Below are 23,273 nucleotides of genomic sequence, written 5' to 3' on the forward strand. Positions count from 1 at the left end.
ACACGCCCGATGGCGCATTACGACACAATCATCCGGAACGGCTTATGGTTCGACGGCACAGGCGCCGCGCCGCGCACGCGCGATCTCGGCATCCGCGACGGACGCGTCGCCACAGTGTCGGACACCCCGCTCGCCGCCGACAGCGCGCAATCGATCGACGCGAGCGGCAAATGGGTGATGCCCGGCTTCGTCGACATCCACACGCACTATGACGCCGAAATTCTTGTATCGCCGGGCCTGCCCGAATCGGTGCGCCATGGCGTGACGAGCGTTTTTCTCGGCTCGTGCTCGCTGTCGACCGTGCATGCCGACGCGCTCGACTGCACCGACCTCTTCAGCCGCGTCGAGGCGTTGCCGCGCGAGCAGATGCTCAGCGTGCTGTCGCGCGTGAAGACCTGGGATAGCGCTGCCGGTTACGTCAGCCATCTCGAATCGCTGCCGCTCGGCCCCAACGTCGCCGCGTTCCTCGGCCATTCGGACTTGCGCACCTATGTGATGGGGCTCGGACGCGCGGTCGACGACCACGTGCGCCCCGACCGCGCCGAATTGCAGCGCATGGAAGCGCTGCTCGACGACGCGCTCGACGCGGGCTTCGTCGGACTGTCGTCGATGACGACGCCGTGGGACAAGCTCGACGGCGAGCGATACCGGTCGAAATCGCTGCCGTCGACGTTCGCGACATGGCACGAATATCGGCGCCTGAACCGGGTGCTGCGCCGCCGCGGGCGGGTATTGCAAAGCGCGCCGAATACGACTAATCCGCTGAACGGCCTGCTGTTCATGGCCGCGAGCGCGGGCTATTTCCTGCGCAAGCCGCTGCGCACGTCGCTGCTCGTGGCCGCCGACAGCAAGGCCGCCCCGAAAGGCACGCTCGACGTGTTGCTGAACGGCGTGAAGTTCGCGAACGCGCTGCTGCGCGCCAAGCTCGTCTGGCAGCATTTGCCCGTGCCGTTCGAAGTGTACGCGGACGGCATCGATTTCGTGATCTTCGAGGAATTCGGCGCGGGGCGCGCGGCGCTGCACCTGAACGATGCGCTCGAGCGCAACAAGCTGCTGCAAAACGAAGGCTATCGGCGCCAATTCCGCAAGCAGGTCGGCAAGGGGCTCGATCTGCGGCTGTGGACCCGCGATTTGTACGATACGTTGATCGTCGACTGTCCGGATGCGTCGGTGATCGGCAAATCGTTTGGCCAGGTTGCAGACGAGCGCGGGCTGCATCCGGCCGATGCGCTGCTCGATCTCGTCGTTTCGCACGGCAAGCAAGTGCGCTGGCGGATGACGATCGCGAATCATCGCGCCGACGTGCTCGACCGGGTCGCGACGCATCCCGCATTGCAGATCGGTTTTGCCGATTCGGGCGCGCATCTGCGCAACATGGCGTTCTACAACGCGCCGGTGCGCTTCCTGCGGCGCGTGCACGAAGCCGGGCAGGCCGGACGGCCGTTCATGACGATCCAGCAGGCCGTGCATCGCGTAACGGGCGAGCTGGCCGCGTATTTCGGCATCGACGCCGGCACGTTGCGCATCGGCGATCGCGCGGATATCGCGATCATCGATCCCGCGCACCTGGACGCGTCGGTCGACGCGTATCACGAGCAGGCGATGCCGGTATTCGACGGGCTGCGCCGGCTCGTGAACCGCAGCGGCGCGGCCGTCGCGGCAACGCTCGTCAACGGACAGACCGTGTACCGCGACGGCGCGTTCGCCGACGGTTATGGCGAGCGGCAACGCACGGGGCGTTTTTTGCGCGCGGCAACCCGTTAGCCTATCCGGCCCGGCCACCGCAACGTGGCGAGCGCCCGTCTACGCACGCGTCTTCGATGCGTCCGGCAGCGACGGCCCGCCGGACAGGTTTCGCCGGCCCCTGCGACGGCAGGACAGGTCCACGCGTTGCGATATGGCAAGATGACGGAAGTTCGATCATTGGCCCTGCGCCGTCCGCCGTCCCATGTCACTGCCTCATGCGCTGCTCACCTCCCTCGCCGAACGCCCGGGCTCCGGCTCCGAGCTGACTCGCCGCTTCGACCGGTCGATCGGCTACTTCTGGCATGCGACGCATCAGCAGATCTATCGCGAGTTGGCGCGGCTCGAGCAACGCGGCTGGGTGGAATCGTCGCCGGTCGAACAGGCGCGCGGCCGCAAGCGCGCATACCGGATCCTGCCTGCCGGACGCGACGAACTCAAGCGCTGGGTCGCGCAGCACGACGATCCGAAGCCGCAACGCGACGAGTTGTTGATCCGGCTGCGCGCGGAGGCGGCGGTCGGACCGACCGGGCTCGTCGACACGGTCCGGCAGCGGCTCGAACAGCATCGGCAAAAGCTCGCGCTCTATCGCGAAATTGAAGCGCGCGATTTCGCGCACGATGGACAGACAAAAAATCGGCGCTTACAGCATCTCGTGCTGCAAGCCGGGATCATGTACGAGCGAACCCAGGCCGACCTGCTGCAACAGGCGCTGGACATTCTGGCACTGCCTGACGAACGAGCGCGTCCGAGCGACGCCTGACGCAGAGCGCCGCTCGCGAAGCAGCGCCGGCGGGCCCGTTCGCCGCCACGCGCTTCATCAGCACTGCTGCCGAACCGGTCGCACCGGCCGAAAAAAAGCGGCGGGCTTGGCGATGGCGACAACGGCGAACAGCAGCACCCGCTATGCATTGGACACCGCTCGTGGTTGTTCGCGGACACCGTGAACGGCGCGAGTGCGAGTGCGAACCGCTACGCGTCGGTCGAGACATGCCGCGCGAATCGTCTCGATGCCTACCGCTACCTCGCTTGGCCGCTCCAGCATCTGCTGCTGGCGAAAACCGCCGACGACTACGACGCGCTGCTTCGCTCGAAGATTCGCGACGAACCTCGCTGACACTCGTCAAGTACCCTTCGATAGGAAGGCGTGGAGCATGTCCGCCGTTTGTTCCGGAAGCTCTTCCGGGAAAAAGTGCCCTCCATCGACTGCATAACCTTGAACGTTACAGGCAAAATCCCGCCAAAGTTCCACTGGCCCGCCATGTTCCTGGTACCACTTTTCTATTCCCCCATGCTTGCTCCACACCGCGAGCACGGGAGAGGTAACTTTTCGTCCGGAAGCGATATCGCTCATATCGTGCTCCCGGTCGATGGTCGCAGCCGCGCGGTATTCCTCGCAAATGGCGTGAACTCTGGCGGGATCGCGTAGAGCATCGACGTAAGCGTCTCGGACGTGCTTCGGGAACGTATCCGCACTGGTTCCCCAACCATTCAATGCATCATCAATAACCGCTTCCGGTGCTGCCGAAATAAGCCGCTCGGGAAGCGGCGATGGTTGAGATAGCAGCGACCATGGCCAGAATGACAGCGCCAACCTCGCATCCGCTTTGTCCCAAACAACTTCCGTCGGCAAGATATCCAAAACTGCCAGATGGTGTATTCGATCAGGAAAGTCTAACGCCATGCGATGCGCGACCCTACCGCCTCGATCATGGCCAACGACCGCGAACTCTTGATGGCCAAATCTCTGCATCATTTCAACCATGTCTCCAGCCATTGCCCGCTTGCTATACGGCTCATGGGTGAACGTGGAGTCAGGACAACTACTATTTCCGTATCCGCGAAGGTCGGCACAAAAGACTTCATATCGATCAGACAGCAGCGGCGCAATATCTCTCCACATCAAGTGTGTTTCTGGAAAGCCGTGCAGCAACAATACTGGCATTCCTGATCCGGACTTCCTGACGAATATCTCTGCCACGTCGGTTTTGACGGTTGTAGCTTGGAAGTTGTCGAACATCGCAGCACGCCGAAGAGGATCTCGAAGAGGTCATTATGAGCCACCCGGCCATCTCATTCTCTCGTCGAGGGACGGCAATGATGGATCGCATCCCGCGGATCAAAATAAACGGCATGAAAACCGCCACTTCGCTATCCGCCCCCTTTTCAAGCATTTCACCGTGCCCGCCATCCCAAAAATATCCGGCGTCCGGCAAATCCGCCCGAATCGACTGCATAGCGCGGCCATACGCGCCACGATCGCCCCTGGCATCGCGTCGTTCGGAGCACAAACTTTCGCTCCGCCGATTCATCGGCAGGCAGTTCGCGCTCCATTGGTCGTCCAGCATGCGCACATGCGTTACACATCCGACATGTCAAGCCGATGTCCATCGGCGTTTCGATGTATTAAAATAAGCGGCTGATCCTTGCGCCGAACCTCTTGTCCGGCTCCCCGCTCAACCGCCCGCGCGCTGCGCTCGAGCACAACGCGCCAACCTGGAGACATACGTGTTCGACATGCATGTAGCCCTCCTCGCGCATGACTACGCACGTCGCGAGCCGCGCGATGTGATGGGCGATCAAGGGCTCGTGATCGTCGGCGTCGGCAGGAGCGGCGAACGCGGTTTTCAGATGCTGTACCGGTTCGCGGACGTTTGCGCGTGCCTCGAGTCGTGCGGGACGAACGTGATCTTCGTCTATCCGAAAGAATCGGCGCGTCACGTGCTCGACCCGATTTCGGTGTCCAGCGCGCGAATCAGACACAGCCCGAGCCTCTTTCTCGATGCCGAAGGGCGCTTCTTTCGCCGGCCGTGCCCGCCGAGATCGTTAGCGCTCGCGCATCTGAGCCGCGACATGGAGCCGCTCGATACGGCAACGGTCGTGCTACAGGACGATGGTTGGGAAACCGAACTGCGTGCGTTTCTCGCCCGCGCGCAGGCTCGCGTCATGCATTGAACCGGCGGTGCAGGTGCAATGCAGTGATCGTGCCGGAAATGGCGAAGAGGCCGGACGACGGCCTGGAATTGTTTCGATGAAGCCTTGTGATGTTTGTCTGCCGTTCGCCGGGGAGCGGCCCCCGAGCGACGCGCCGCTGATCGCCGTCGGCAAACCGAAGAAGCTGCGGCCGCTGATGAGCAAGCCGCTGATCGTCGGCAAATTTCGTTGCCACACATGCGGCGGATACTGGATGCGGGAAACCGATATGTCCGAGCCGCAACGCGACCAATGGCTGTTTCTCGGCCACGCGACGAGCATTCTCGAACCGGCCGCGCACCGGCCGTAAACGCCCGCCGGCCGGCTCTGCGCAGCACACGCATGCCGATCACGAACGACGCTCATACGTTGAGAAACGGCATGACGTTCCGTGCGTCCGCTTGGGCGCGGCGTGCGTGCTTGGCAGCCTGCTGGCCCGCCGATCGACGGCTAACGCGCGAAGCCCATATCAGGTAGATTGTCCCGCTCCAACCGCTCTGTGAGTTGCCGATGCCTGCCGCTTCGCCGCACCGCCCGCTCCCGCCGGTCGTCGTTTGGTTTCGTGATGATCTGCGGGTTGCCGACAACCCCGCACTCGCACATGCCGCCGCATCGGGCCACCCTGTCGTATGCGTTTATGTCTACGATCCGCAGCCACGGAATATTCGCCCACCAGGCGCTGCCGCGCGCTGGTGGCTTCATGAATCGTTGCGCGAACTCGACGTTTCCCTTGCCGCAATGGGCGGTCAACTGACCGTGCTTCGCGGGCCGGAGCAACAGACGATCGAAGCGTTTGCCGTCAAAATCGGTGCGATCAAAGTGTGCTGGAACCGCAGATACTCGGCAGCGCAACGCGAGACAGACGCGGCGATCAAATCGGCGCTGAAAGAACGTGGAATGGCGGTTCTGACTTTCAATGGCCACCTGCTGCGCGAGCCCTGGACAGTGACCACGCAGGATGCCAGGCCATATCAGGTATTCAGCGCGTATTGGCGTGCGGCGCGCCACGACTATTGCGCCGAAGAGCCGTTGCCCGCGCCGCGTCACATCGACTTTTTCCCCGTGCCGGAAGACGTGAGCGCCCAGGTGAAGGATTTGTCGGCATTGGCGCTTCAGCCTTGCGCACCCGACTGGGCAGGCGGATTGCGCGCGACATGGCAATGCGGCGAACAAGCGGCGCAGCGTCAGCTCGAGTCCTTTCTAGCCTGCGCGCTGGCCGGTTACGCGAGTGGGCGGGACAATCCTGCGATGACGGCAACCAGCCGGCTTTCGCCGTATCTGCGTTTCGGCAATCTTTCGGTGCGGCAGGTATGGCACGCCGCGCGGTCGGCCGCGCGCCCCCGCTCCTCTTCGAGCGCCGCCGACGCGAGTGTGGGCAAGTTTCTCGACGAGCTGGGCTGGCGCGAGTTCTCGTATTATCTGCTCTATCATTTTGCGCCATTGCATCAGGTCAACTTCAAACGCCCATTCGACGCAATGCCGTGGCGCACCGATGCCGGCGAACTGCGCGCCTGGCAGCGCGGCGAAACCGGCTATCCGCTCGTCGATGCCGGCATGCGGGAGCTTTGGCATACCGGCTGGATGCACAACCGGGTTCGCATGGTGGCTGCGTCCTTTCTCGTCAAGCATTTGCTTATCGATTGGCGCGACGGAGAAGCGTGGTTCTGGGACACACTCGTGGATGCCGACGAGGCAAGCAACCCGGCAAACTGGCAATGGGTAGCCGGCAGCGGCGCGGACGCGGCACCTTACTTTCGCATCTTCAATCCGGTGCTGCAGGGCCAGAAGTTCGACCCGGACGGCAACTATGTGCGGCGCTGGGTGCCCGAGCTTTCGCGTCTACCCGGCGAATCGATTCACGCCCCGTGGCTCGCTCAATCCGCACAATTGACCGCCGCGTCGGTTCGGCTCGGCCACGACTACCCGCAGCCCATCGTGGCTCATCAGTATGCGCGCGAGCGCGCCCTCGCAGCTTTAGACAACATGCGCGGCGGACACGCGCATCGCGCGACGACTCGATAGCGGCTTCGGCATGCGGCAACCGCCCGGCGCTTCCCCGTCCCGGGCGGTGACGGCAAAAGATCGGCGCTGCAATGAAACCGGCAGCCGGGGCTGCCGGATACCTGCCATTTCTGCAATAAATCGCGAAAACGAAAACCGGCTATCGCACCGGCAATTCAGACCGCATCACACCGGTTCGCGGCCGCGCGAAGTCACGGCAACGGTGGTCGGTGACTCGGCGAGCGGCACGAAGCGTCGCGTCGCGCCGTCAAGCGCGTCGATGCTGCCTGTCTCGATGTCGTAGACCCAGCCGTGCAGCGTCATGCGCCCCTGTTCGAGCGCAAGCGCCACCGAAGGATGTGTGCGCAGATTCGCCAACTGGGCGATGACGTTTTCACGCACGAGCCCATCGAGCTTGGCGCGAGGCGTATCGAACTGATGCGCGGCATTGATCGCCTTCGCGGCATCCGAATGGCGCAGCCAGTTGGCCACCGCCGGCAAATGATCGAGGCACGTGCACCGCGAGATCGCGCCCATCGCGCCGCAGTCGGAGTGGCCGCAAATCACGATATCCCGCACACCCAGTACCGCAACCGCATATTCGACGGTAGCCGACACGCCGCCCGGCTCCGGGCCGTAAGACGGCACGATATTGCCCGCATTGCGAATCACGAACAGCTCGCCCGGCTCGCGCTGCGTGAGAAGTTCGGGCACGACGCGGCTATCCGAGCAGGTGACGAATAATGCCTTCGGATTTTGCGTCGTCGCAAGTTGCTTGAAAAGTTCGATGCGTTGCGGATAGATCTCGCGCTGAAAGCGCAGAAAGCCGTCGATGATGTCACGCATGTAACGTCCTCCAAATTCGATTGCCGGCGCGACCGTTCGATAAACTGCCGCTCCGGGCGGCCGCCATTATCGCCGAAAATCGAATATCAGCCGAACATCCGTGTCCGTTTCGATGCGCTCATTTTGATGCGCTCATCTGCGCCGCGCGGCCGACGTGAACATGCCGCGGCGCATACGAATAACGCACCGGTGAGCGAACCGTCGCCAAGCCGATTCGCGTCGCGGCCAGGTCGCCGCTTTCGCCATGCAGGACGGCCGCGCCGTCGCCGCGCGTCGTCCACGCTTGCGCATATCCGGCCTGCGTCAATTCTTCAACCGTCGGACGCCGACCATCGACGGTGACACCGCACGCAACGCATATACGCCAATGTCCGCACGCAGCGCGTGCACGCAAACACGCCGCCGTCACCGAAACGGCGGCCGATCGCATCCGGGCCAGGCATCAGGCGTACTGCAATTCGGACATCGCGCGCACCGGTCCGGTTGAGCAGCGCTGCCATGCATTCGCCGTGGCGGCACGCGCGAGCGCTGCCGCCACGGTACTCACGCCGCTCGCTGCCGGCGCGTCAGGCCATTTTCACCTCGATGCGCCGCGGGCGTGCCTCTTCGCGACGCGGAATCGTCAGCTTCAGCACGCCGTCCTGCAGGCTGGCCTCGATTTTCGCCGTATCGAAATCCGGTGACAGCGTGAAAGTGCGCGAGAAATGCGGCTCGCGTACTTCGGCATGCTGCAACTGGAGGTTGGCGGGCGTCGGCACGATGGCTTCCGCTTCGATGGAAAGGTTGTCGTCATGGACCCGCACGTCCAGCTTGTCTTTCGTCACGCCGGGCAGGTCGGCCCATAGTGTCACGCCGTGGCTGTTCTCATAGATGTCGACTGCCGGAGTGACTGCCGTGCGGCGCGCGGGCTGCCCGCCTTGCGTGCGCGTGACGGCGGATCGTTGGGGTTGGGTGAGTCCGGTGGTGTCGCTCATTTTCCGCTCCTCGAATTACTGAATGGTGATGGCGCGCGGTTTGGACGATTCGCGCTTGCCCACTCTGATCGACAAGCAACCATTTTCGTAACGTGCGTCGACCTTGTCGGGATCTGCCGTTTGCGGCAGTTCAATGACGCGCCGGAACGTGCCGGTGAAGCGCTCCTGCGCATAGGCGCGCGTTTCCTCTTCGCCCGTTTGCACGGGTTTGCGTTCACCGCTGATAGTCAGCAACCCTTTGTCGATCGAGACGTCGAGCGCCGCAGCGTCGACGCCCGGCACGAACGCGACGATCTCGATCGAATCATCGGTCGCCCCGATGTTGATGGCCGGAAAAGTGCCGAAACGGCTCGCCCGGATGCTGGACGGGAAAGGACCGAACAGGCCCTCCATCTGCCGCTGCAAGCGGTCGAGTTCCCTGAAAAGACCCGTGCCGGAATAAAGATCGCTCATGATGGTGCTCTCCTCATGTGATGCGTCGAGACGAACGGACCTACGCGCTCCAGTTCGCCTGCCGACGTCTGGCAAACAAATCGAAACACGCAACGCACGGCGCAGGTACTCGCCATGCCGCTGCTTGAGCGAAGCTTTAGATAGGCACTCGGATGGGGAATTCAAGAGGCGAAAACGAAATCGCGGACTTGGAAATCGTCCGACAGATCCTATCATCGCAGGCAAAGGCAACCCCGAACGGAGGACTCCATGGAATTCGACACTGACTGGTTGACACTCGGCAGGCACCGCGTGCGGCTGCGCTCGACCAAGGGCTTTCCGACGGAAGCGATGCGCACCGTGGCGGAAGTGGTCCGAATCGCGATCGACAACAACATGAGCGCCCGTGCGCGGCTGGTCGAACTCGTCTGCCGGCAGGAAAAGGCCTACGACGTCGTCATCGGAACCACGATCGCCGAGGACAAGGTTTGCGCGCCGCAACTCGAAGCCGCCATCGCGGTCGTGCTCGGGCTGCTGCCGCAGCAGATCAATATCACCGTCACGCCGGTCGCACAGGCGGACGTGGACCTGCACTTCGGCGTCTACGAGCGCATGCTGGCCGAAAAACTGGGCACCGCACCGCCGATCCAGTAGCACCGCATGCAACGGACATTCTGCGCGAGGCGTCCGCCTGAACGGCAATGCGCGCAATACGAAGACACGCGCCGGGACACGCCGCGCCCGTGCGGCATACGGCGTGTGCCTGCCATGCCACGCCGCCTGGCATGCAGCGGCATCGGAACGGGCACGCCGGCAGTGGCGCTCCCTGCCGGCATCACGCCTCCAAAATATGAAAAATGCCGGCGATGGCGGCCGGCATGGCCATCCGGGCGTTGAAATTTGCCCGCGATAACGGACCGGCCGACGCAACCGGCTCAACCGGTTCGGTCGTCGAAAAACCGCATCGATTTGGTTCGCCCATTCGGCAAGCCTCGCGCCGCCTCGCTCGATGCCGGCAGCGTCACCGTCGCGATCAATCCGCCGCCGGCGGCATCGGCCAGTTCGACCCGCCCTTGGTGCAACCGCGCAATCTCCCGCACGATCGACAGCCCGAGCCCGGTGCCTTCGACCGTCTGCGCATTGCTGCCGCGATGGAAACGCGCGAACACCGCCTCGCGCTCGTGCGCCGCAATCCCCGGCCCGTTGTCGATCACGTCGAGCCGCGCGACGTCGCCTTCACGCCCCACGCGCACGGTGATCACCGCGCGATTGCCCGCATAGCGGATCGCGTTGTCGATCAGATTGCCGATCATCTCCGACAGCAATTCGGGCCGCCCGTCCACGACGACATCCGCGTCGTGCTCGAAGCCGAGATCGATGTCGCGCGAGCGTGCGACGGGCGACCAGTCGAGCGTCACGCTGCGCGCGACGCGATGCAGCGCGACCGGCTCGTGCGTGGCCGTGTGGCCGCTATCCGAATCGAGCCGCGACAGCGACAACAATTGCTGAACGATCTTCGCTGCCTGCCGCACCGCACCATCGACGCGCCGCAGATGCACGCCGACCCGCTGTTCCTCGGCCGGCCGCAGCGCAAGCTCGACGCCCGCCTGCACGGCCGCGAGCGGCGTTTTCAGCTGATGCGCGGCATCCGCGAAAAAGCGCCGCCGCGCGATCTGCATGCGCTGGGTGCGGCCGATGTATTGATTGATCGATTCGACGAGCGGCGCAAGCTCGCTCGGCATGCCAAGCGTATCTAGCGGAGCCGGATCGTCCTCGGCGCGCGCGGCGACCGTCGCGGACAGCCGGTTCAGCGGGCGCAGCCCGCGCGCCACGCCCAGCCAAACGATGCCGAGCGCCAGCACGACGAGCAGCCCTTCCTGCAACAGCGAGCCGGTCAGAATCTCGCGCGCGAGCGCCTGGCGCGCTTCGATCGTTTCGCCGACCATCACCCAGACGACCCGCGATTGCGCGCTCGGCACGTCGTGAATCGGCAGGCGCAGCGCGGCCATGCGCAGCCGCTCGCCGCGATAGACGGCATCGTAGTAATGCGTGACGAACGGCTCGCCGCTGCCGGCGTCGAGCGCCTTGGGCAGCGGCAGATCGGGATAGCCGGTGACCGCGCGGCCGCCGCTCTCGCGAATCAGATAGTAGATCTTGCCGCCGTCGTTCGATTCGAACATCTCCAGCGCGAGATACGGCAGATTGACTTCGATATCGCCGCCATTGAGCTGCACGCCCTCGCAGATCGATTTCAGCGACGACGACAGCGTGCGGTCGAACGCGACATGCGCGGCGCTCATCGCGCGCTGATAAGTGAGCCACGAATCCAGAACGAGCAGCCCCAAAAGCGGCAACAGCAGCCACAGCGTGAGTTGCGTGCGCAGATTCGGACGCATCATGCCGAAGCGCTCGCTTCGAGCAGATAGCCCAGCCCGCGCAGCGTCACGATCGCCACGCCGCGATTGTCGAGCTTTCTGCGCAGACGATGCACGTAAATCTCGATCGCGTCCGTGTTGACCGACTCGTCGAGCCCGAAGATCTTCTCCGACAGCGTTTCCTTGTTGATCGCGCGGCCGTTGCGCAGGATCAGCACTTCGAGCACCGAGCGCTCGCGCGGGGTCAGCTGCAGCGCCTCGCCGGCCAGCCGGAAGTTGCGATCGACGCTGTCGTAGACGAGCGGCCCGCACTCGATGCGCGAATGCTCATGTCCCAGGCTGCGCCGGATCAGCGCGCGGGCGCGCGCTTCCAGTTCGGTCAGATCGAACGGCTTGGACAAATAGTCGTCGGCGCCGAGGTCGAGCCCCCTCACGCGATCCTCGACCGAGCCGTGCGCGGTGAGGATCAGCACCGGCACCGGATTGCGCCGCGCGCGCAGGCGCCTGAGCACTTCGAGCCCGTCGAGCTTCGGCAGCCCCAGATCGAGAATCACGAGCGCGTAATCCTGGGTGCGCAGCACGTGGTCCGCCGCTTCCCCGTTAGCCATGTGATCGACCGCGAAACACGCGGTGCTCAGCGCATCGGCAAGCGACTGCGCAAGGATCGGATTGTCTTCGACGAGCAGCACACGCATGGGAACCTCGGGAAATCCATGACACAAAATGCATTATTTTGAACCGAAATGAAAGCAGGCTGAAAGTGCGCCGCCCTTACCATCCGCGTCACTCGAACAACACAACAAGCCATTGGAGGAAGACATGCCGTTCGCACCCAAGCGCGTAGCCGCGATCGTCACGCTCGTCGCGAGCGCGGCCGCCAGCGCCGTCTACGCGCAGGTTCCCGCCGGATATCCGGGAAATTACCAAGGCACGATCGACGCCGCGAAAAAGGAAGGCAAGCTGATCGTCTATTCGACGACCGACACCGGCCTGGTGCGGCCATTGCTCAAGGATTTCGAAAGCCTATACGGCGTGAAGGTCGAATACAACGACATGAACAGCACCGAGCTGTACAACCGCTACATCAGCGAGAACGCGGCGAACAGCACGAGCGCCGACGTGCTGTGGAGTTCCGCGATGGATCTGCAGATCAAGCTGGTCAACGACGGCCTGATGACGTCATACGATTCGCCGGAGAGCGCGCACATCCCGCAATGGGCGCAGTATCAGAAGCAGGCTTACGGCACAACCTTCGAGCCGCTCGCGATCGTCTACAACAAACGGCTGATTGCCGACAACGAAGTGCCCAAGACCCGCGCCGATCTGATCCGGCTGCTGCAATCGCAGCCCGAACGCTTCAAGGGCAAGGTCACCACCTACGACATCGAGAAATCCGGCGTCGGCTTCAACTATCTGACCCAGGATGCGCACGTCAACGAGAAGGTCACCTGGGAGCTGGTGAAGGCGATCGGCGCCACCGGGCCGAAGCTGCAATCCAGCACCGGCGCGATGATGGAGCGGATCTCGTCCGGCGAGAACCTGATCGGCTACAACATCATCGGTTCGTATGCCTACGCGAAAGCGAAAAAGGATAAATCGATCGGCTATGTGTTTCCGAGCGATTACACGCAAGTCGTCAGCCGCCTCGCGACGATCTCGAAGAAAGCGAAGAACCCGAATGCCGCGCGGCTGTGGATCGATTACCTGCTGTCGCAGCGCGGCCAGACGCTGATCGCGAATCAGGCGAATCTGTATGCGATCCGCTCGGACGTGAACGGCGAGACGTCGGCGGCGGGCTTGTCGAAAGCGCTCGGCGATTCGTTGAAGCCGATCCAGATCGGCACGGGCCTGCTGGTCTATCTCGACCAGTCGAAGCGCCTCGCGTTCCTCAAGCAATGGCAACAGTCGATCAAGCGCTGAGCGCCGCCTAGCGCGCCGCCCGCGCGGCGCGCGACGCGCCCTTCCCCTTTCGGCGACTTCCCTTTCGGCGATTTTCTTTTCACGCGGCCTGCGGGCCGCAGGGGCAAACTCATGCTTTCAACCAGTACACGCGGCGCCCCGCCGGGCGCGTCCCCGTGCGCCGCGCAGCCCACGGCCGACGGCGCGGCGCAACCGCTGCCGGCAAGCAGCTTGCGGCCGCTCGGCGGCATGCTGCGCTGGATCGTCATCGCGACGCTGAGCGTCGCGGTCGCGCTGCCGCTCGGCTTCATTCTGTTCCAGAGCCTGCTGTCCGCGCCGTTCTTCGACGCGAACAAAACGCTAGGCATCGACGGCTTCCGTTTCATTTTCGACGATCCCGATTTCTGGTCGGCCGCGAAAAACTCGTTCGTGATCGCGGGCGGGATGCTGCTCATCTCGATTCCGCTCGGCGGCATCCTCGCGTTCCTGATGGTGCGCACCGACCTGCCCGGCCGCCGCTGGCTCGAGCCGCTGCTGCTCACGCCGGTATTCGTGTCGCCGATGGTGCTCGCGTTCGGCTATGTCGTCGCGGCGGGCCCGGTAGGCTTCTATTCGGTGTGGTTCCGCGAATGGACGGGCGCCGCGAGCGCGCCGTGGAACATCTATTCGATCGCCGCGATCACCGTGATCGTCGGTCTTACGCACGTGCCGCACGTGTACCTGTATTCGTCGGCCGCGCTGCGCAACCTCGGCTCGGACGCCGAGGAAGCCGCGCGCGTGACGGGCGCGCGGCCATTTCGCGTCGCGCTCGACGTGAGCCTGCCGATGACCATGCCCGCGCTGCTGTTCGCCGGCGTGCTGGTGTTCTTTCTCGGCTTCGAGGTGTTCGGCCTGCCGCTGGTGCTCGGCGACCCGGAAGGCCATCTCGTGCTCGCCACCTATCTGTACAAGCTGACCAACAAGCTCGGCGTGCCGTCGTATCACCTGATGGCCGCGGTGGCGATCTGTATCGTCGCGATCACGTTCCCGCTCGTGCTGCTGCAGCGCCGCCTGCTGAAAAGCGCGAACCGTTTCGTCACCGTCAAAGGCAAGGCCACACGCATGACGGTGCTGCCGCTTGGCGCATGGCGCTGGGTCGCGGTCGCGCTCGTCGCGCTGTGGCTCACGCTGAGCGTGATCGTGCCGCTGTCCGGCATCGTGCTGCGCGCGTTCGTGACGAACTGGGGCGAAGGCGTGGCGCTTGCCGAGGTGCTGACGCTCGCGAATTTCGTCGAGCTGTTCGAGCAGGACAACCTGGTGCGCGCGATCGTCAACACGCTCGGCATCGGCGTGGCCGGCGGCGCGCTGTCGGTCGGCTTCTATTCGCTCGTCGCGTTCGCCGGCCACCGGCGCCACGACTGGGCAACCAAGCTGCTCGACTACCTGGTGCTGCTGCCGCGCGCGGTGCCGGGCTTGCTCGCGGGGCTCGCGTTCCTGTGGATCTTCCTGTTCGTGCCCGGCCTGCGCGAGTTGAAGAACTCGATGTGGAGCATCTGGATTGCGTACACGGTGGTCTGGCTCGCGTATGGCATCCGGCTCATTCAAAGCGCGCTGCTGCAGGTCGGCCCTGAGCTGGAGGAAGCCGCGCGCAGCGTCGGCGCGACGCGCGAGCGCGCGTCGCTCGACGTGACGCTGCCGCTCGTGCGCTTCGGCCTGCTCGCCGCATGGCTGCTGATCTTCATGATCTTCGAGCGCGAATACTCGACGGCCGTCTACCTGCTGTCGCCCGGCACCGAGGTGATCGGCTCGCTGCTCGTGTCGCTGTGGGCAACGGGCGCGGTCGATCAGGTTGCGGCGCTGTCTGTCATCAACATCGCGATGGTCGGCGCCGGTCTCGGCGTGGCATTGCGCGTCGGAGTCAAACTTCATGGATAAGCTTACCGTCGACAATCTTCATCTCAGCTACGGCACGAACGCGATTCTCAACGGCGTGTCGTTCGAACTGAAGGCGGGCGAGGTGGTGTGCCTGCTCGGCGCGTCCGGCAGCGGCAAAACCACGCTGCTGCGCGCGGTCGCGGGCCTCGAACAACCGTCCGGCGGGCGCATTCAACTCGACGAGCAGGTTTTCTTCGACGGCGCGCGGCGCATCGATCTACCCGTCGAGCAGCGCTCGCTCGGGCTCGTGTTCCAGTCGTATGCGCTGTGGCCGCATCGCACCGTCGCCGACAACGTCGGCTACGGGCTGAAGCTGCGCCGCGTCGCGCCGGCCGAGCAGCAGCGCCGCGTGCGCGCCGCGCTCGAGCAGCTCGGCCTCGGCCACCTCGCCGAGCGCTTGCCGCACCAGCTCTCCGGCGGCCAGCAACAGCGCGTCGCGATCGCGCGCGCGCTCGTCTACAACCCGCCCGTGATCCTGCTCGACGAGCCGCTGTCGAATCTCGACGCGAAGCTGCGCGAAGAGGCGCGCGCGTGGCTGCGCGAATTGATCGTGTCGCTTGGGCTTTCTGCGCTGTGCGTGACGCACGACCAGACCGAGGCGATGGCGATGTCCGACCGCATCCTACTGCTGCGCAACGGCCGCATCGAGCAGGAAGGCACGCCCGCCGAACTGTACGGCGCGCCGCGCTCGCTCTATGCGGCCGAGTTCATGGGCAGCAACAACCGGATCGACGCGCGGGTCGCGGCCGTCGACGGCGACTGCGTGACGCTCGCCGGCGACGGCTGGCAGCTACGCGCGCGCGCCCGCGACACGTTCGCGCCGGGCCAGCACGCGCAGGCGGTAATCCGCCTGGAGCGCGTGCAGCTTGCCGACGGGCCCGGCGCGAACCGGTTGCACGCAGAGCTGGTCACGTCGATGTATCTCGGCGATCGCTGGGAATACCTGTTCCATTGCGGCGGCTTGCGGCTGCGCGCATTCGGCACCGGGCCACGCGCGGCCGGCAAGCACTGGCTGGAGTTTCCGGCCAACGACTGCTGGGCATTCGCGAAAGCGGGCTGAGCCGCGCGCAGCGGCATGCCGGCCGATCCGGCAGCCGCGCGCGGCGTGCCATGCACATCGGCGCATCCGTGCAGCACAGCACGCCGCGCCGCGCAGATTTTCCCCACCATAAGAAACTGGAGACACCGTCAATGAAGTCATTCGCGAAATGCGCGCTTCGCACGGCGGCAGCCGGCGGCTCGGCCGCCGTGCTCGCGGCCGCCACCGCCGCCCATGCGCAATCGTCGGTCACGATCTACGGGATCATGGACGCCGGCATCGAATACACGAACCACGCGGCGCCGGACGGCGGCAACGCATTGCGGCTCAAGTCCGGCAACAAGAATACGTCGCGCTGGGGATTGCGCGGCGTCGAGGATCTCGGCGGTGGACTCAACGCGATCTTCCGCCTCGAAAGCGGCATCGACCTGGCGAACGGCGGATTCGACGACGGCCCCGATTCGATCTTCGCGCGCCGCGCGACGATCGGGCTGAAAGGCAAATGGGGAGAACTGTCGCTCGGGCGAACGTTCACCGTCACCTACGACTACATGCTGCCGTTCGACCCGATGGGCTACGCGCAAAATTATTCGTGGGCGACGTCGTCGATGGCCACCGGCGCACGCAAGGACGGCATGCTCACGCGCTCGTCCAACGCGGTGCGTTATGACGGCGATTTCAGCGGCGTCAAGTTCGGCGCGATGTACGGTTTCGGCAATGTGCCGGGCAGCTTGAAGACCAGCTCGAAATACGATTTCGCGCTCGGCTACGCAGCCGGACCGTTTGCCGCGGTGGCCACGTTCGACCGGCAAAACGGCGCGGCCGACAGCGTGACGCCCGCCGATCCGGTCAACTACACACAGGGCATTCATGCGGGCCTGTCCTACGATTTCGGCGCGTTGAAGACGATGGCCGGCTACCGTCATTACCGGCGCACGTTCCACGCGGCGGCCAAGCAGTTGAGCGACATGTATTGGATCGGCGGCTCGTATCAGCTTACGCCGGCGTTTTCGTTGATCGCGGCGGTGTATCACCAGAACATCAAGGGCGCCACCGATGCCGACCCGACACTCGTTTCGATGCGCGCGCAATATGCGCTGTCCAAGCGCACGGTGCTATACGCGGCGGGCGGTTTCGCGATCGCCAAGCATGGCAATAAGGTCGGCGTATCGCGCGACATCGCCGGGTACGGCGATACGCAAGTCGGCGTGACCGCGGGCATTCAGCAGCGATTCTGATCACGGCGGGCGGCGCGCAATATCCCGGGGTTCCATCGTCGAACGCCGCCCGCCGCACGCGTCACTTTCGCGCGTATTCGGCCGTGTATTCAGCGCATATGGACCAACCGCGAACGAAGCGCAGCCGCGTCAATTCGGGCAGCCGAAACGGCGCGGGCCCGGCAATTCGCCGGGCCCGCCCGCATCGCATACCCAGGCTCGTCGAGCCGGCTGCTTATGATTTATACCGCTTACTTGGCCTTTTCGGCCGTGTTCGAAATGGCTTGGCCACCTTTCGAAATGTCCTGGCCGACGCCCGCGATCGTGTTGCAACCAGCCAGCGCGGCAGTGAAGATCAACAGTGCTGCGGCAATCACACGGTTCATTCGTTTTCTCCTGATCAATGCGGTCGCGTCGACGAGCGCCCGTTATTAGCGAAACTCACCCACGCATGGGCGCGCGGGGGCGGGGTCAGATTATACGGATGCACCGGCCGTTCGAAATACTGCAATTGTTAAACGTCGTGCGGTGCAGACAACGCTGAATGCCGCCGCGCGTCACGCGGTCTCGCCCGCATTTTTACTTGACTTCAACCGCCACCCGCATATTATACGCACCGCGTATATTTTCACCCACTCCCACCGACCGATGACCGTCCCTCAACAAGCGTTTCTGCGCGACGCGATGCGCCGCCTCAACATGACCCGCGACGCGTTCGCCAACCGCATTGGCGTCAGCCGCCGCGCACTCGACACCTGGCTGCTGCCCGATGATTCGCAGGAATCGCGCGGCATGCCCGAGATCGTCGAACGCTTCGTGTCCGAAATCGTCGCCGCGCCGCCATCGTCACCAGGATATACGCAAAGCGTAGATTTCCGGCAGCCGCTTGCGAATCAAATCCTGCACGAAGGCAAGCCCCAGTTGCTGTCGGTCGATCAGTTCTCGCGCGATTCGGTCGAGGCCCTGTTTCGCGTGGCCGACGTGATGCAGCCGATCGCCCGCCGCCGCAAGATTTCGCGCGTGCTCGAAGGCGCGGTGCTCGGCAATCTGTTCTTCGAAGCCAGCACGCGCACGCGCGTGTCATTCGGCGCGGCATTCTGCCGGCTCGGCGGCTCGGTGTGTGATACGACGGGCTTCACGTTCTCGTCGATGGCCAAGGGCGAATCGATCTACGATACGAGCCGCGTCATCGCGGGCTACGTCGACGCGCTGGTGATCCGCCACCCCGAGCAAGGCTCGGTCGCCGAATTCGCCCGCGCGACGAATCTGCCCGTGATCAACGGCGGCGACGGCCCCGGCGAGCATCCGAGCCAGGCGCTGCTCGATCTGTATACGATCCAGCGCGAGTTCTCGCGGCTCGGCAAGATCGTTGACGGCGCGCATATCGCGCTGGTCGGCGACCTCAAGTACGGCCGCACGGTCCATTCGCTCGCGAAACTGCTCGCGCTCTATCGCGGGCTGAAATTCACGCTCATTTCGCCGCCGACACTAGAGCTGCCCGCATACATCGTCGAGCAGATCGCGAAAAACGGCCATGTGATCGAGCAGACACATGATCTCGCGCACGGGTTGAAAGGCGCGGACGTCGTCTATGCGACGCGAATCCAGAAGGAGCGCTTCACCGACGAGTCGTTCGAGGGTTACACGCCGGATTTCCAGATCAATCAGGCGCTCGTCGACGCAACCTGCGGCCGCGATACGCTGATCATGCATCCGCTGCCGCGCGACAGCCGGCCAGGCGCCAACGACCTGTCGACCGACTTGAACCGCGACCCGCGCCTGGCGATCTTCCGGCAGACCGACAACGGGATTCCGGTACGGATGGCGATTTTCGCGGTGCTGCTCGGCGTCGAGCATCTGGTCCAGCACTCGATGCGCGACGCGGCCTGGCGCCCGCCCGCTTACCTGGGGCCGGAAGACGCGCCGTTTCATGGGAGCGATTGAACCGGCGGCGAGGAGCCCCGCACCCGCCTCGCCGCCTGCATCTTTCAAAAAACATGAACGATAACGCTTCTCATTTATAAATTTATTTACTAAAATGTCGCCCGAAAACAATTTGTAATATTCGGACGCGAGCCGTCGAGCAATCCCGCTGGTTCTCATCGCGCCCTCGTCCGATCGAGTCTTATCTGGCAAGGATTACCATCGATGAAGTCGCGCCCCGACGAGTTGAAGCTCGGAAAATTCACCACGCTAGTCGGCGTACTCGCCACCAGCCCGGCGTTCGCGCAAGACGCCGCGCCGAGCGCCGCACCCGCCGGCCACGACAACGAGCTTGCACCGATCCAGATCAAGGGCGCCGCCGAGCATAGCTACAAGGCCGATTTCGCGTCGTCCGCGAAATTCACCGCCCCGCTCGTCGACACGCCGAAATCGGTCACCGTGATTCCGCAAGCGCTGATCGAAAGCAGCGGCGCCTCCACCCTCGCCGAAGCCCTGCGCACCGTGCCCGGCATCACGTTCGGCGCGGGCGAAGGCGGCAATCCGCTCGGCGACCGTCCGTTCCTGCGCGGCTACGACACGCAAGGCAGCCTGTTCGCCGACGGCATGCGCGACGTCGGCGCGACCACGCGCGAGATCTTCAACACCGAGCGCATCGAAATCACGAAAGGCTCGGACGGCGCCTACGGCGGGCGCGGCGGCGCGGGCGGCAGCATCAACCTGGTGACGAAGACGCCGCATCTCGGCACGACCGCCGCCGCGAGCGCTGGGCTCGGCACCGACCGCTACCGCCGCTTCACCGCCGACGGCAACTGGCAATTTGCCGAACACGCGGCATTCCGGCTCAACGTGATGAGCCACAACAACGACGTCGCCGGCCGCGACTGGGTGAACAACGAGCGCTGGGGCGTCGCGCCGTCGATCGCGTTCGGCCTCGGCACGCCGACGCGCGTCACCGCCAGCTACTATCACCTGTCGACCGACGACCTGCCCGACAGCGGCATCCCGTACTTCTACACGACGTCGAACAAGCCGGCGAACGTCGACACGATCTATCCGGCGAACGTGAACCGGCACAATTTCTACGGCCTCGTCGACCGCGATTTCCGCAAGACCACGTCCGACATTGGCACCGTGCGCATCGAGCACGACCTCACGCCGTCGCTGACGGTGCGCAACACGACGCGCTATACCAAATCGACGCAGGACTACATCTGGACCCAGCCGGACGACAGCCAGGGCAACGTGATCAACGGCCGCGTCTGGCGCCGCAACAACAATCGCGACAGTTCGGTCCATAGCATCGCGAACCAGACCGAGTTGTCCGGCGAGTTCAAGACCGGGCGGCTCAAGCACAGCTTCACGACGGGCATCGAACTGTCGCGCGAATCCTCCGAGCGCGACGCGTACACCGTCGCGGCCGGCAACGGCAAGAGCTGCGCAGCCGGAATCGGCGCGGCGTCCGGCTACAACTGCACGAGCCTGTGGTCGCCGAGCCCGAGCGATCCGTGGGCCGGCTCGATCACGCGAAACAACGATCCGTCGTATGCGCGCACGGTAACGAAGTCGATCTACGGCTTCGACACGATCGAACTCAGCAAGCGCTGGCAGGTCAACGCCGGCGTGCGGATCGACGATTACTCGACCCGCTTCACCGACACCCGCGCGAACGGTTCGAAGACCTACACGCGCGACGATACGCTCGTCAACTGGCAGTTGGGCGTCGTGTTCAAGCCCGCGCCGAACGGCAGCGTCTACGCGTCGTATGCGACGTCGTCGACGCCCGCCGGCGCGCTGCTCGGCGAAGGCGCCGAAACCCAGTCGCTCACGCCCGGCCGCGGCGGCGTCGGCGCGAACGCAGATCAGCTCGCGCCGGAGAAAAACCGCAGCATCGAGCTGGGCACCAAGTGGAACGTGCTCGCCGACAAGCTGTCGTTGACGGCCGCGCTGTTCCAGATCGATACGACGAATGCGCGCGTCACGCTGCCGAACAACGAATACGCGATGGCCGGCAACAAGCGCGTGCAAGGGCTCGAACTCGGCTTCGCGGGCCGGCTCACGCGCGCGTGGCAAGTGTTCGGCGGCTATACCTACATGAAGAGCGAGTTGCGCGACAACGGCAAAAACCGGGCCGACAACGGCCATCAGTTCCCGAACACGCCGAAGCACAGCTTCACTTTGTGGACGAACTACGACGTGACGCCGAAATTCACGCTTGGCGGCGGCGCATTCTATATGTCGAAGGTGTTCGGCGATACCGCGAATCTGCGCGCCGTGCCGTCGTACTGGCGCTTCGACGCGACCGCGCAATACCGGATCAACAAGAAGCTCGATGTGCAATTGAACGTGCAGAACCTGTTCAACCGCACGTACTACGATCAAGCGTATCCGGCGCACTACGCATCGATCGCGCCGGGCCGCTCGGCATTCGTCACGCTCAATGCGCGCTACTGACGCGATGCAGGCGGTATCGCTCGCCGCGCTGGCGTCGGCCACGCGCGAATCGCTCGTCGAGATCCTCGGCGGCCCGCCCGAGCGCGCGGCCGCATGGGTCGCGGCGGCGGCCGAAAACGGCATCGTCGACGCACAGGCCGTATACGGCCAATATCTGCTCGACGGCCACGGCGTCGCGCGCGATCCCGCCGCCGCGCTCGAATGGTTCAAGCATGCGGCGCGCGCCGGCCATCCGATGGCGATGAACATGGTCGGACGCTGCTACGAATTCGGCTGGGGGACAGCCGCGAGCGCGGCCGTCGCCGTGTATTGGTATCGCGAGGCCGCGCGTGCCGGGCTCGATTGGGGCATGTACAACTACGCGACGATGCTCGCCCTCGGCAATGGCATCGACGAAAACCGGGCCGCCGCGCTCGAATGGTTCGAGAAAGCGGCCGCGCTCGGCCATGCGAAATCGATCAACCTGATCGGCGGATTTTACGAGGACGGCTGGGTCGTCGCCGCAAACCGCGACATCGCCTTCGATTACTACCGGCGCGCGGCGCAGGCCGGCGATTTTCGCGGACAGTTCAACTACGCACGGCTGCTCGCCGAGCGCGGATGCATCGCGCAAGCGCTCGAATGGCTCGCGCGCGTGCCGCGCACCGCCACGCCCGCGTTCGTCGCGAAGATGCGCGCCTATCTGGCCGCTTCGCCGATCGATGCGTTTCGCGCCGCGGCAGCGCAGGAGTTCGCCGGATGATGCTCAGAATTGCCGCCGTGCTGACGAAAGACGAGGTCGCGCAATGCCGGGCCGTGCTGGACCAAGCGGACTGGACCGACGGCAATGCGACGTCCGGCGCGCAGTCCGCGCTCGCCAAGCGCAATCTGCAATTGCCGGAAGATTCGGCCGCCGCGCGCGCGGTCGGCAACGCGATCCAGGACGCGCTCGCGCGCCATCCGCTGTTTTTCTCGGCCGCGCTGCCGCTCAAGGTGTTTCCGCCGCTGTTCAACCGCTACGCGGGCGGCGACGCGTTCGGCACGCACGTCGACAACGCGATCCGGCTGCTGCGCGGCACCGATTTTCGCGTGCGCAGCGATCTTTCCGCGACGCTCTTTCTCGAAGAGCCCGATGCATACGACGGCGGCGAGCTATGCGTCGAGGACACGTTCGGCGTGCATCGCGCGAAGCTGCCGGCGGGCGATATGGTGCTGTATCCGGCGTCGAGCCTGCATCGCGTGACGCCGGTGACGCGCGGCGTGCGGGTCGCGTCGTTTTTCTGGATTCAGAGCATGGTGCGCGACGATGCCGACCGCACGCTGCTCTTCCAACTCGATACGCAGATCCAGCAGCTCAGTGCGGAAAAAGGCGCGGGCGACGCGGGCGTGATCGCGCTCACCGGGATTTATCACAACCTGCTGCGACGCTGGGCGGATGCGTGAGCGCCGGGGCCGCGCGACGCGCCGGCTGCTGCCGGCCGCGCTT

General features: G+C 64.6%; 22 protein-coding genes. 15 read left to right on the forward strand and 7 right to left on the reverse strand.

The annotated features are described in order from the left end of the window. Window positions 1–9 precede the first annotated feature (9 nt). The 3 genes from AQ611_RS20635 (at window position 10) to AQ611_RS26205 (ending at window position 2,860) form a co-directional block, all read left to right on the forward strand. Window positions 10–1,764 carry an N-acyl-D-amino-acid deacylase family protein gene (locus AQ611_RS20635; RefSeq protein ID WP_059519770.1) on the forward strand — a complete coding sequence of 585 codons (1,755 nt, stop codon included), beginning with the start codon at window positions 10–12 and terminating at the stop codon, window positions 1,762–1,764. Between the two features lie 184 nt (window positions 1,765–1,948). Beyond that, on the forward strand, window positions 1,949–2,506 hold the full coding sequence (locus AQ611_RS20640) for a PadR family transcriptional regulator (protein ID WP_069235881.1): 558 nt from the start codon (window positions 1,949–1,951) through the stop codon (window positions 2,504–2,506). Window positions 2,507–2,671: 165 nt separating this feature from the next. Then, entirely contained in the window at window positions 2,672–2,860 is a 189-nt protein-coding gene (locus tag AQ611_RS26205; RefSeq protein WP_069235882.1) for a transposase domain-containing protein, read from the forward strand. Between the two features lie 6 nt (window positions 2,861–2,866). Here the strand turns inward: AQ611_RS26205 and AQ611_RS20650 are convergent, their stop codons facing one another. Further along, window positions 2,867–3,763: an alpha/beta fold hydrolase gene (locus AQ611_RS20650; protein WP_069235883.1), complete on the reverse strand. Its 897-nt coding sequence runs from the start codon at window positions 3,761–3,763 to the stop codon at window positions 2,867–2,869. Between the two features lie 488 nt (window positions 3,764–4,251). Between AQ611_RS20650 and AQ611_RS20655 the strand changes: the two genes are divergently transcribed. The 3 genes from AQ611_RS20655 (at window position 4,252) to AQ611_RS20665 (ending at window position 6,738) form a co-directional block, all read left to right on the forward strand. After that, window positions 4,252–4,698, forward strand: coding sequence for a hypothetical protein (locus AQ611_RS20655; protein ID WP_059519774.1), 447 nt, complete (start codon window positions 4,252–4,254; stop codon window positions 4,696–4,698). Between the two features lie 76 nt (window positions 4,699–4,774). Then, window positions 4,775–5,026, forward strand: coding sequence for a hypothetical protein (locus AQ611_RS20660; RefSeq protein ID WP_069235884.1), 252 nt, complete (start codon window positions 4,775–4,777; stop codon window positions 5,024–5,026). A 200-nt stretch (window positions 5,027–5,226) separates the two neighbouring features. After that, window positions 5,227–6,738 carry a cryptochrome/photolyase family protein gene (locus AQ611_RS20665; protein WP_069235885.1) on the forward strand — a complete coding sequence of 504 codons (1,512 nt, stop codon included), beginning with the start codon at window positions 5,227–5,229 and terminating at the stop codon, window positions 6,736–6,738. 165 nt (window positions 6,739–6,903) lie between these two features. Here the strand turns inward: AQ611_RS20665 and AQ611_RS20670 are convergent, their stop codons facing one another. The 3 genes from AQ611_RS20670 to AQ611_RS20685 form a co-directional block, all read right to left on the reverse strand. Continuing rightward, complete coding sequence (locus AQ611_RS20670) at window positions 6,904–7,563, reverse strand: carbonic anhydrase (protein ID WP_059519776.1); 660 nt, start codon at window positions 7,561–7,563, stop codon at window positions 6,904–6,906. A gap of 566 nt (window positions 7,564–8,129) precedes the next feature. Continuing rightward, window positions 8,130–8,537, reverse strand: coding sequence for an Hsp20/alpha crystallin family protein (locus AQ611_RS20680; RefSeq protein ID WP_069235887.1), 408 nt, complete (start codon window positions 8,535–8,537; stop codon window positions 8,130–8,132). Window positions 8,538–8,552: 15 nt separating this feature from the next. Next, entirely contained in the window at window positions 8,553–8,990 is a 438-nt protein-coding gene (locus AQ611_RS20685; RefSeq protein ID WP_059519779.1) for an Hsp20/alpha crystallin family protein, read from the reverse strand. A gap of 249 nt (window positions 8,991–9,239) precedes the next feature. Between AQ611_RS20685 and AQ611_RS20690 the strand changes: the two genes are divergently transcribed. After that, the gene (locus AQ611_RS20690; protein ID WP_059519780.1) at window positions 9,240–9,623 is read left to right on the forward strand and encodes a hypothetical protein; all 384 of its coding nucleotides are present in this window, start codon (window positions 9,240–9,242) and stop codon (window positions 9,621–9,623) included. Between the two features lie 281 nt (window positions 9,624–9,904). Here the strand turns inward: AQ611_RS20690 and AQ611_RS20695 are convergent, their stop codons facing one another. Next, the gene (locus tag AQ611_RS20695; RefSeq protein ID WP_069235888.1) at window positions 9,905–11,368 is read right to left on the reverse strand and encodes a sensor histidine kinase; all 1,464 of its coding nucleotides are present in this window, start codon (window positions 11,366–11,368) and stop codon (window positions 9,905–9,907) included. Further along, window positions 11,365–12,039, reverse strand: coding sequence for a response regulator (locus tag AQ611_RS20700; protein ID WP_059519782.1), 675 nt, complete (start codon window positions 12,037–12,039; stop codon window positions 11,365–11,367). Before AQ611_RS20700 ends, AQ611_RS20695 begins: the two co-directional genes overlap by 4 nt. 124 nt (window positions 12,040–12,163) lie before the next feature. Here AQ611_RS20700 and AQ611_RS20705 point away from each other — a divergent pair, with 124 nt between their 5' ends. The 4 genes from AQ611_RS20705 to AQ611_RS20720 all read left to right on the forward strand — a co-directional run bounded on the left by AQ611_RS20705 (window position 12,164) and on the right by AQ611_RS20720 (window position 17,434). Beyond that, window positions 12,164–13,264 (forward strand): ABC transporter substrate-binding protein, encoded by a 1,101-nt coding sequence (locus AQ611_RS20705; protein WP_059519783.1) that lies wholly within the window; start codon window positions 12,164–12,166, stop codon window positions 13,262–13,264. 111 nt (window positions 13,265–13,375) lie between these two features. Beyond that, on the forward strand, window positions 13,376–15,157 hold the full coding sequence (locus AQ611_RS20710; RefSeq protein ID WP_059519784.1) for an ABC transporter permease: 1,782 nt from the start codon (window positions 13,376–13,378) through the stop codon (window positions 15,155–15,157). Then, the gene (locus AQ611_RS20715) at window positions 15,150–16,217 is read left to right on the forward strand and encodes an ABC transporter ATP-binding protein (protein ID WP_059519785.1); all 1,068 of its coding nucleotides are present in this window, start codon (window positions 15,150–15,152) and stop codon (window positions 16,215–16,217) included. The genes AQ611_RS20710 and AQ611_RS20715 overlap by 8 nt, the downstream gene beginning before the upstream one ends. Window positions 16,218–16,348: 131 nt before the next feature. After that, window positions 16,349–17,434 carry a porin gene (locus AQ611_RS20720; RefSeq protein WP_069235889.1) on the forward strand — a complete coding sequence of 362 codons (1,086 nt, stop codon included), beginning with the start codon at window positions 16,349–16,351 and terminating at the stop codon, window positions 17,432–17,434. Window positions 17,435–17,664: 230 nt separating this feature from the next. Here the strand turns inward: AQ611_RS20720 and AQ611_RS20725 are convergent, their stop codons facing one another. Beyond that, complete coding sequence (locus tag AQ611_RS20725) at window positions 17,665–17,799, reverse strand: entericidin A/B family lipoprotein (RefSeq protein WP_059570723.1); 135 nt, start codon at window positions 17,797–17,799, stop codon at window positions 17,665–17,667. Between the two features lie 262 nt (window positions 17,800–18,061). Between AQ611_RS20725 and AQ611_RS20730 the strand changes: the two genes are divergently transcribed. The 4 genes from AQ611_RS20730 to AQ611_RS20745 all read left to right on the forward strand — a co-directional run bounded on the left by AQ611_RS20730 (window position 18,062) and on the right by AQ611_RS20745 (window position 23,230). After that, complete coding sequence (locus tag AQ611_RS20730) at window positions 18,062–19,357, forward strand: aspartate carbamoyltransferase (RefSeq protein ID WP_069235890.1); 1,296 nt, start codon at window positions 18,062–18,064, stop codon at window positions 19,355–19,357. A gap of 204 nt (window positions 19,358–19,561) precedes the next feature. Next, complete coding sequence (locus AQ611_RS20735) at window positions 19,562–21,808, forward strand: TonB-dependent receptor (RefSeq protein ID WP_069235891.1); 2,247 nt, start codon at window positions 19,562–19,564, stop codon at window positions 21,806–21,808. A gap of 4 nt (window positions 21,809–21,812) precedes the next feature. Next, complete coding sequence (locus AQ611_RS20740) at window positions 21,813–22,550, forward strand: tetratricopeptide repeat protein (protein ID WP_069235892.1); 738 nt, start codon at window positions 21,813–21,815, stop codon at window positions 22,548–22,550. Next, a complete protein-coding gene (locus tag AQ611_RS20745) occupies window positions 22,547–23,230 on the forward strand; it encodes a Fe2+-dependent dioxygenase (RefSeq protein WP_069235893.1) in 684 nt (227 codons plus the stop codon). Before AQ611_RS20740 ends, AQ611_RS20745 begins: the two co-directional genes overlap by 4 nt. Window positions 23,231–23,273 lie beyond the last annotated feature (43 nt).

Source organism: Burkholderia singularis, from assembly GCF_001718875.1.
Classification (GTDB): domain Bacteria; phylum Pseudomonadota; class Gammaproteobacteria; order Burkholderiales; family Burkholderiaceae; genus Burkholderia; species Burkholderia singularis.

Bases quoted from the DNA above. Each gene is read 5' to 3' on its own strand.
- AQ611_RS20635 (WP_059519770.1), top strand. From the start codon at position 10: ATGGCGCATTACGACACAATCATCCGGAACGGCTTATGGTTCGACGGC.
- AQ611_RS20640 (WP_069235881.1), top strand. From the start codon at position 1,949: ATGTCACTGCCTCATGCGCTGCTCACCTCCCTCGCCGAACGCCCGGGC.
- AQ611_RS20650 (WP_069235883.1), bottom strand. From the start codon at position 3,763: ATGTTCGACAACTTCCAAGCTACAACCGTCAAAACCGACGTGGCAGAG.
- AQ611_RS20660 (WP_069235884.1), top strand. From the start codon at position 4,775: ATGAAGCCTTGTGATGTTTGTCTGCCGTTCGCCGGGGAGCGGCCCCCG.
- AQ611_RS20665 (WP_069235885.1), top strand. From the start codon at position 5,227: ATGCCTGCCGCTTCGCCGCACCGCCCGCTCCCGCCGGTCGTCGTTTGG.
- AQ611_RS20670 (WP_059519776.1), bottom strand. From the start codon at position 7,563: ATGCGTGACATCATCGACGGCTTTCTGCGCTTTCAGCGCGAGATCTAT.
- AQ611_RS20680 (WP_069235887.1), bottom strand. From the start codon at position 8,537: ATGAGCGACACCACCGGACTCACCCAACCCCAACGATCCGCCGTCACG.
- AQ611_RS20685 (WP_059519779.1), bottom strand. From the start codon at position 8,990: ATGAGCGATCTTTATTCCGGCACGGGTCTTTTCAGGGAACTCGACCGC.
- AQ611_RS20690 (WP_059519780.1), top strand. From the start codon at position 9,240: ATGGAATTCGACACTGACTGGTTGACACTCGGCAGGCACCGCGTGCGG.
- AQ611_RS20695 (WP_069235888.1), bottom strand. From the start codon at position 11,368: ATGATGCGTCCGAATCTGCGCACGCAACTCACGCTGTGGCTGCTGTTG.
- AQ611_RS20700 (WP_059519782.1), bottom strand. From the start codon at position 12,039: ATGCGTGTGCTGCTCGTCGAAGACAATCCGATCCTTGCGCAGTCGCTT.
- AQ611_RS20705 (WP_059519783.1), top strand. From the start codon at position 12,164: ATGCCGTTCGCACCCAAGCGCGTAGCCGCGATCGTCACGCTCGTCGCG.
- AQ611_RS20710 (WP_059519784.1), top strand. From the start codon at position 13,376: ATGCTTTCAACCAGTACACGCGGCGCCCCGCCGGGCGCGTCCCCGTGC.
- AQ611_RS20715 (WP_059519785.1), top strand. From the start codon at position 15,150: ATGGATAAGCTTACCGTCGACAATCTTCATCTCAGCTACGGCACGAAC.
- AQ611_RS20720 (WP_069235889.1), top strand. From the start codon at position 16,349: ATGAAGTCATTCGCGAAATGCGCGCTTCGCACGGCGGCAGCCGGCGGC.
- AQ611_RS20725 (WP_059570723.1), bottom strand. From the start codon at position 17,799: ATGAACCGTGTGATTGCCGCAGCACTGTTGATCTTCACTGCCGCGCTG.
- AQ611_RS20730 (WP_069235890.1), top strand. From the start codon at position 18,062: ATGACCGTCCCTCAACAAGCGTTTCTGCGCGACGCGATGCGCCGCCTC.
- AQ611_RS20735 (WP_069235891.1), top strand. From the start codon at position 19,562: ATGAAGTCGCGCCCCGACGAGTTGAAGCTCGGAAAATTCACCACGCTA.
- AQ611_RS20740 (WP_069235892.1), top strand. From the start codon at position 21,813: ATGCAGGCGGTATCGCTCGCCGCGCTGGCGTCGGCCACGCGCGAATCG.
- AQ611_RS20745 (WP_069235893.1), top strand. From the start codon at position 22,547: ATGATGCTCAGAATTGCCGCCGTGCTGACGAAAGACGAGGTCGCGCAA.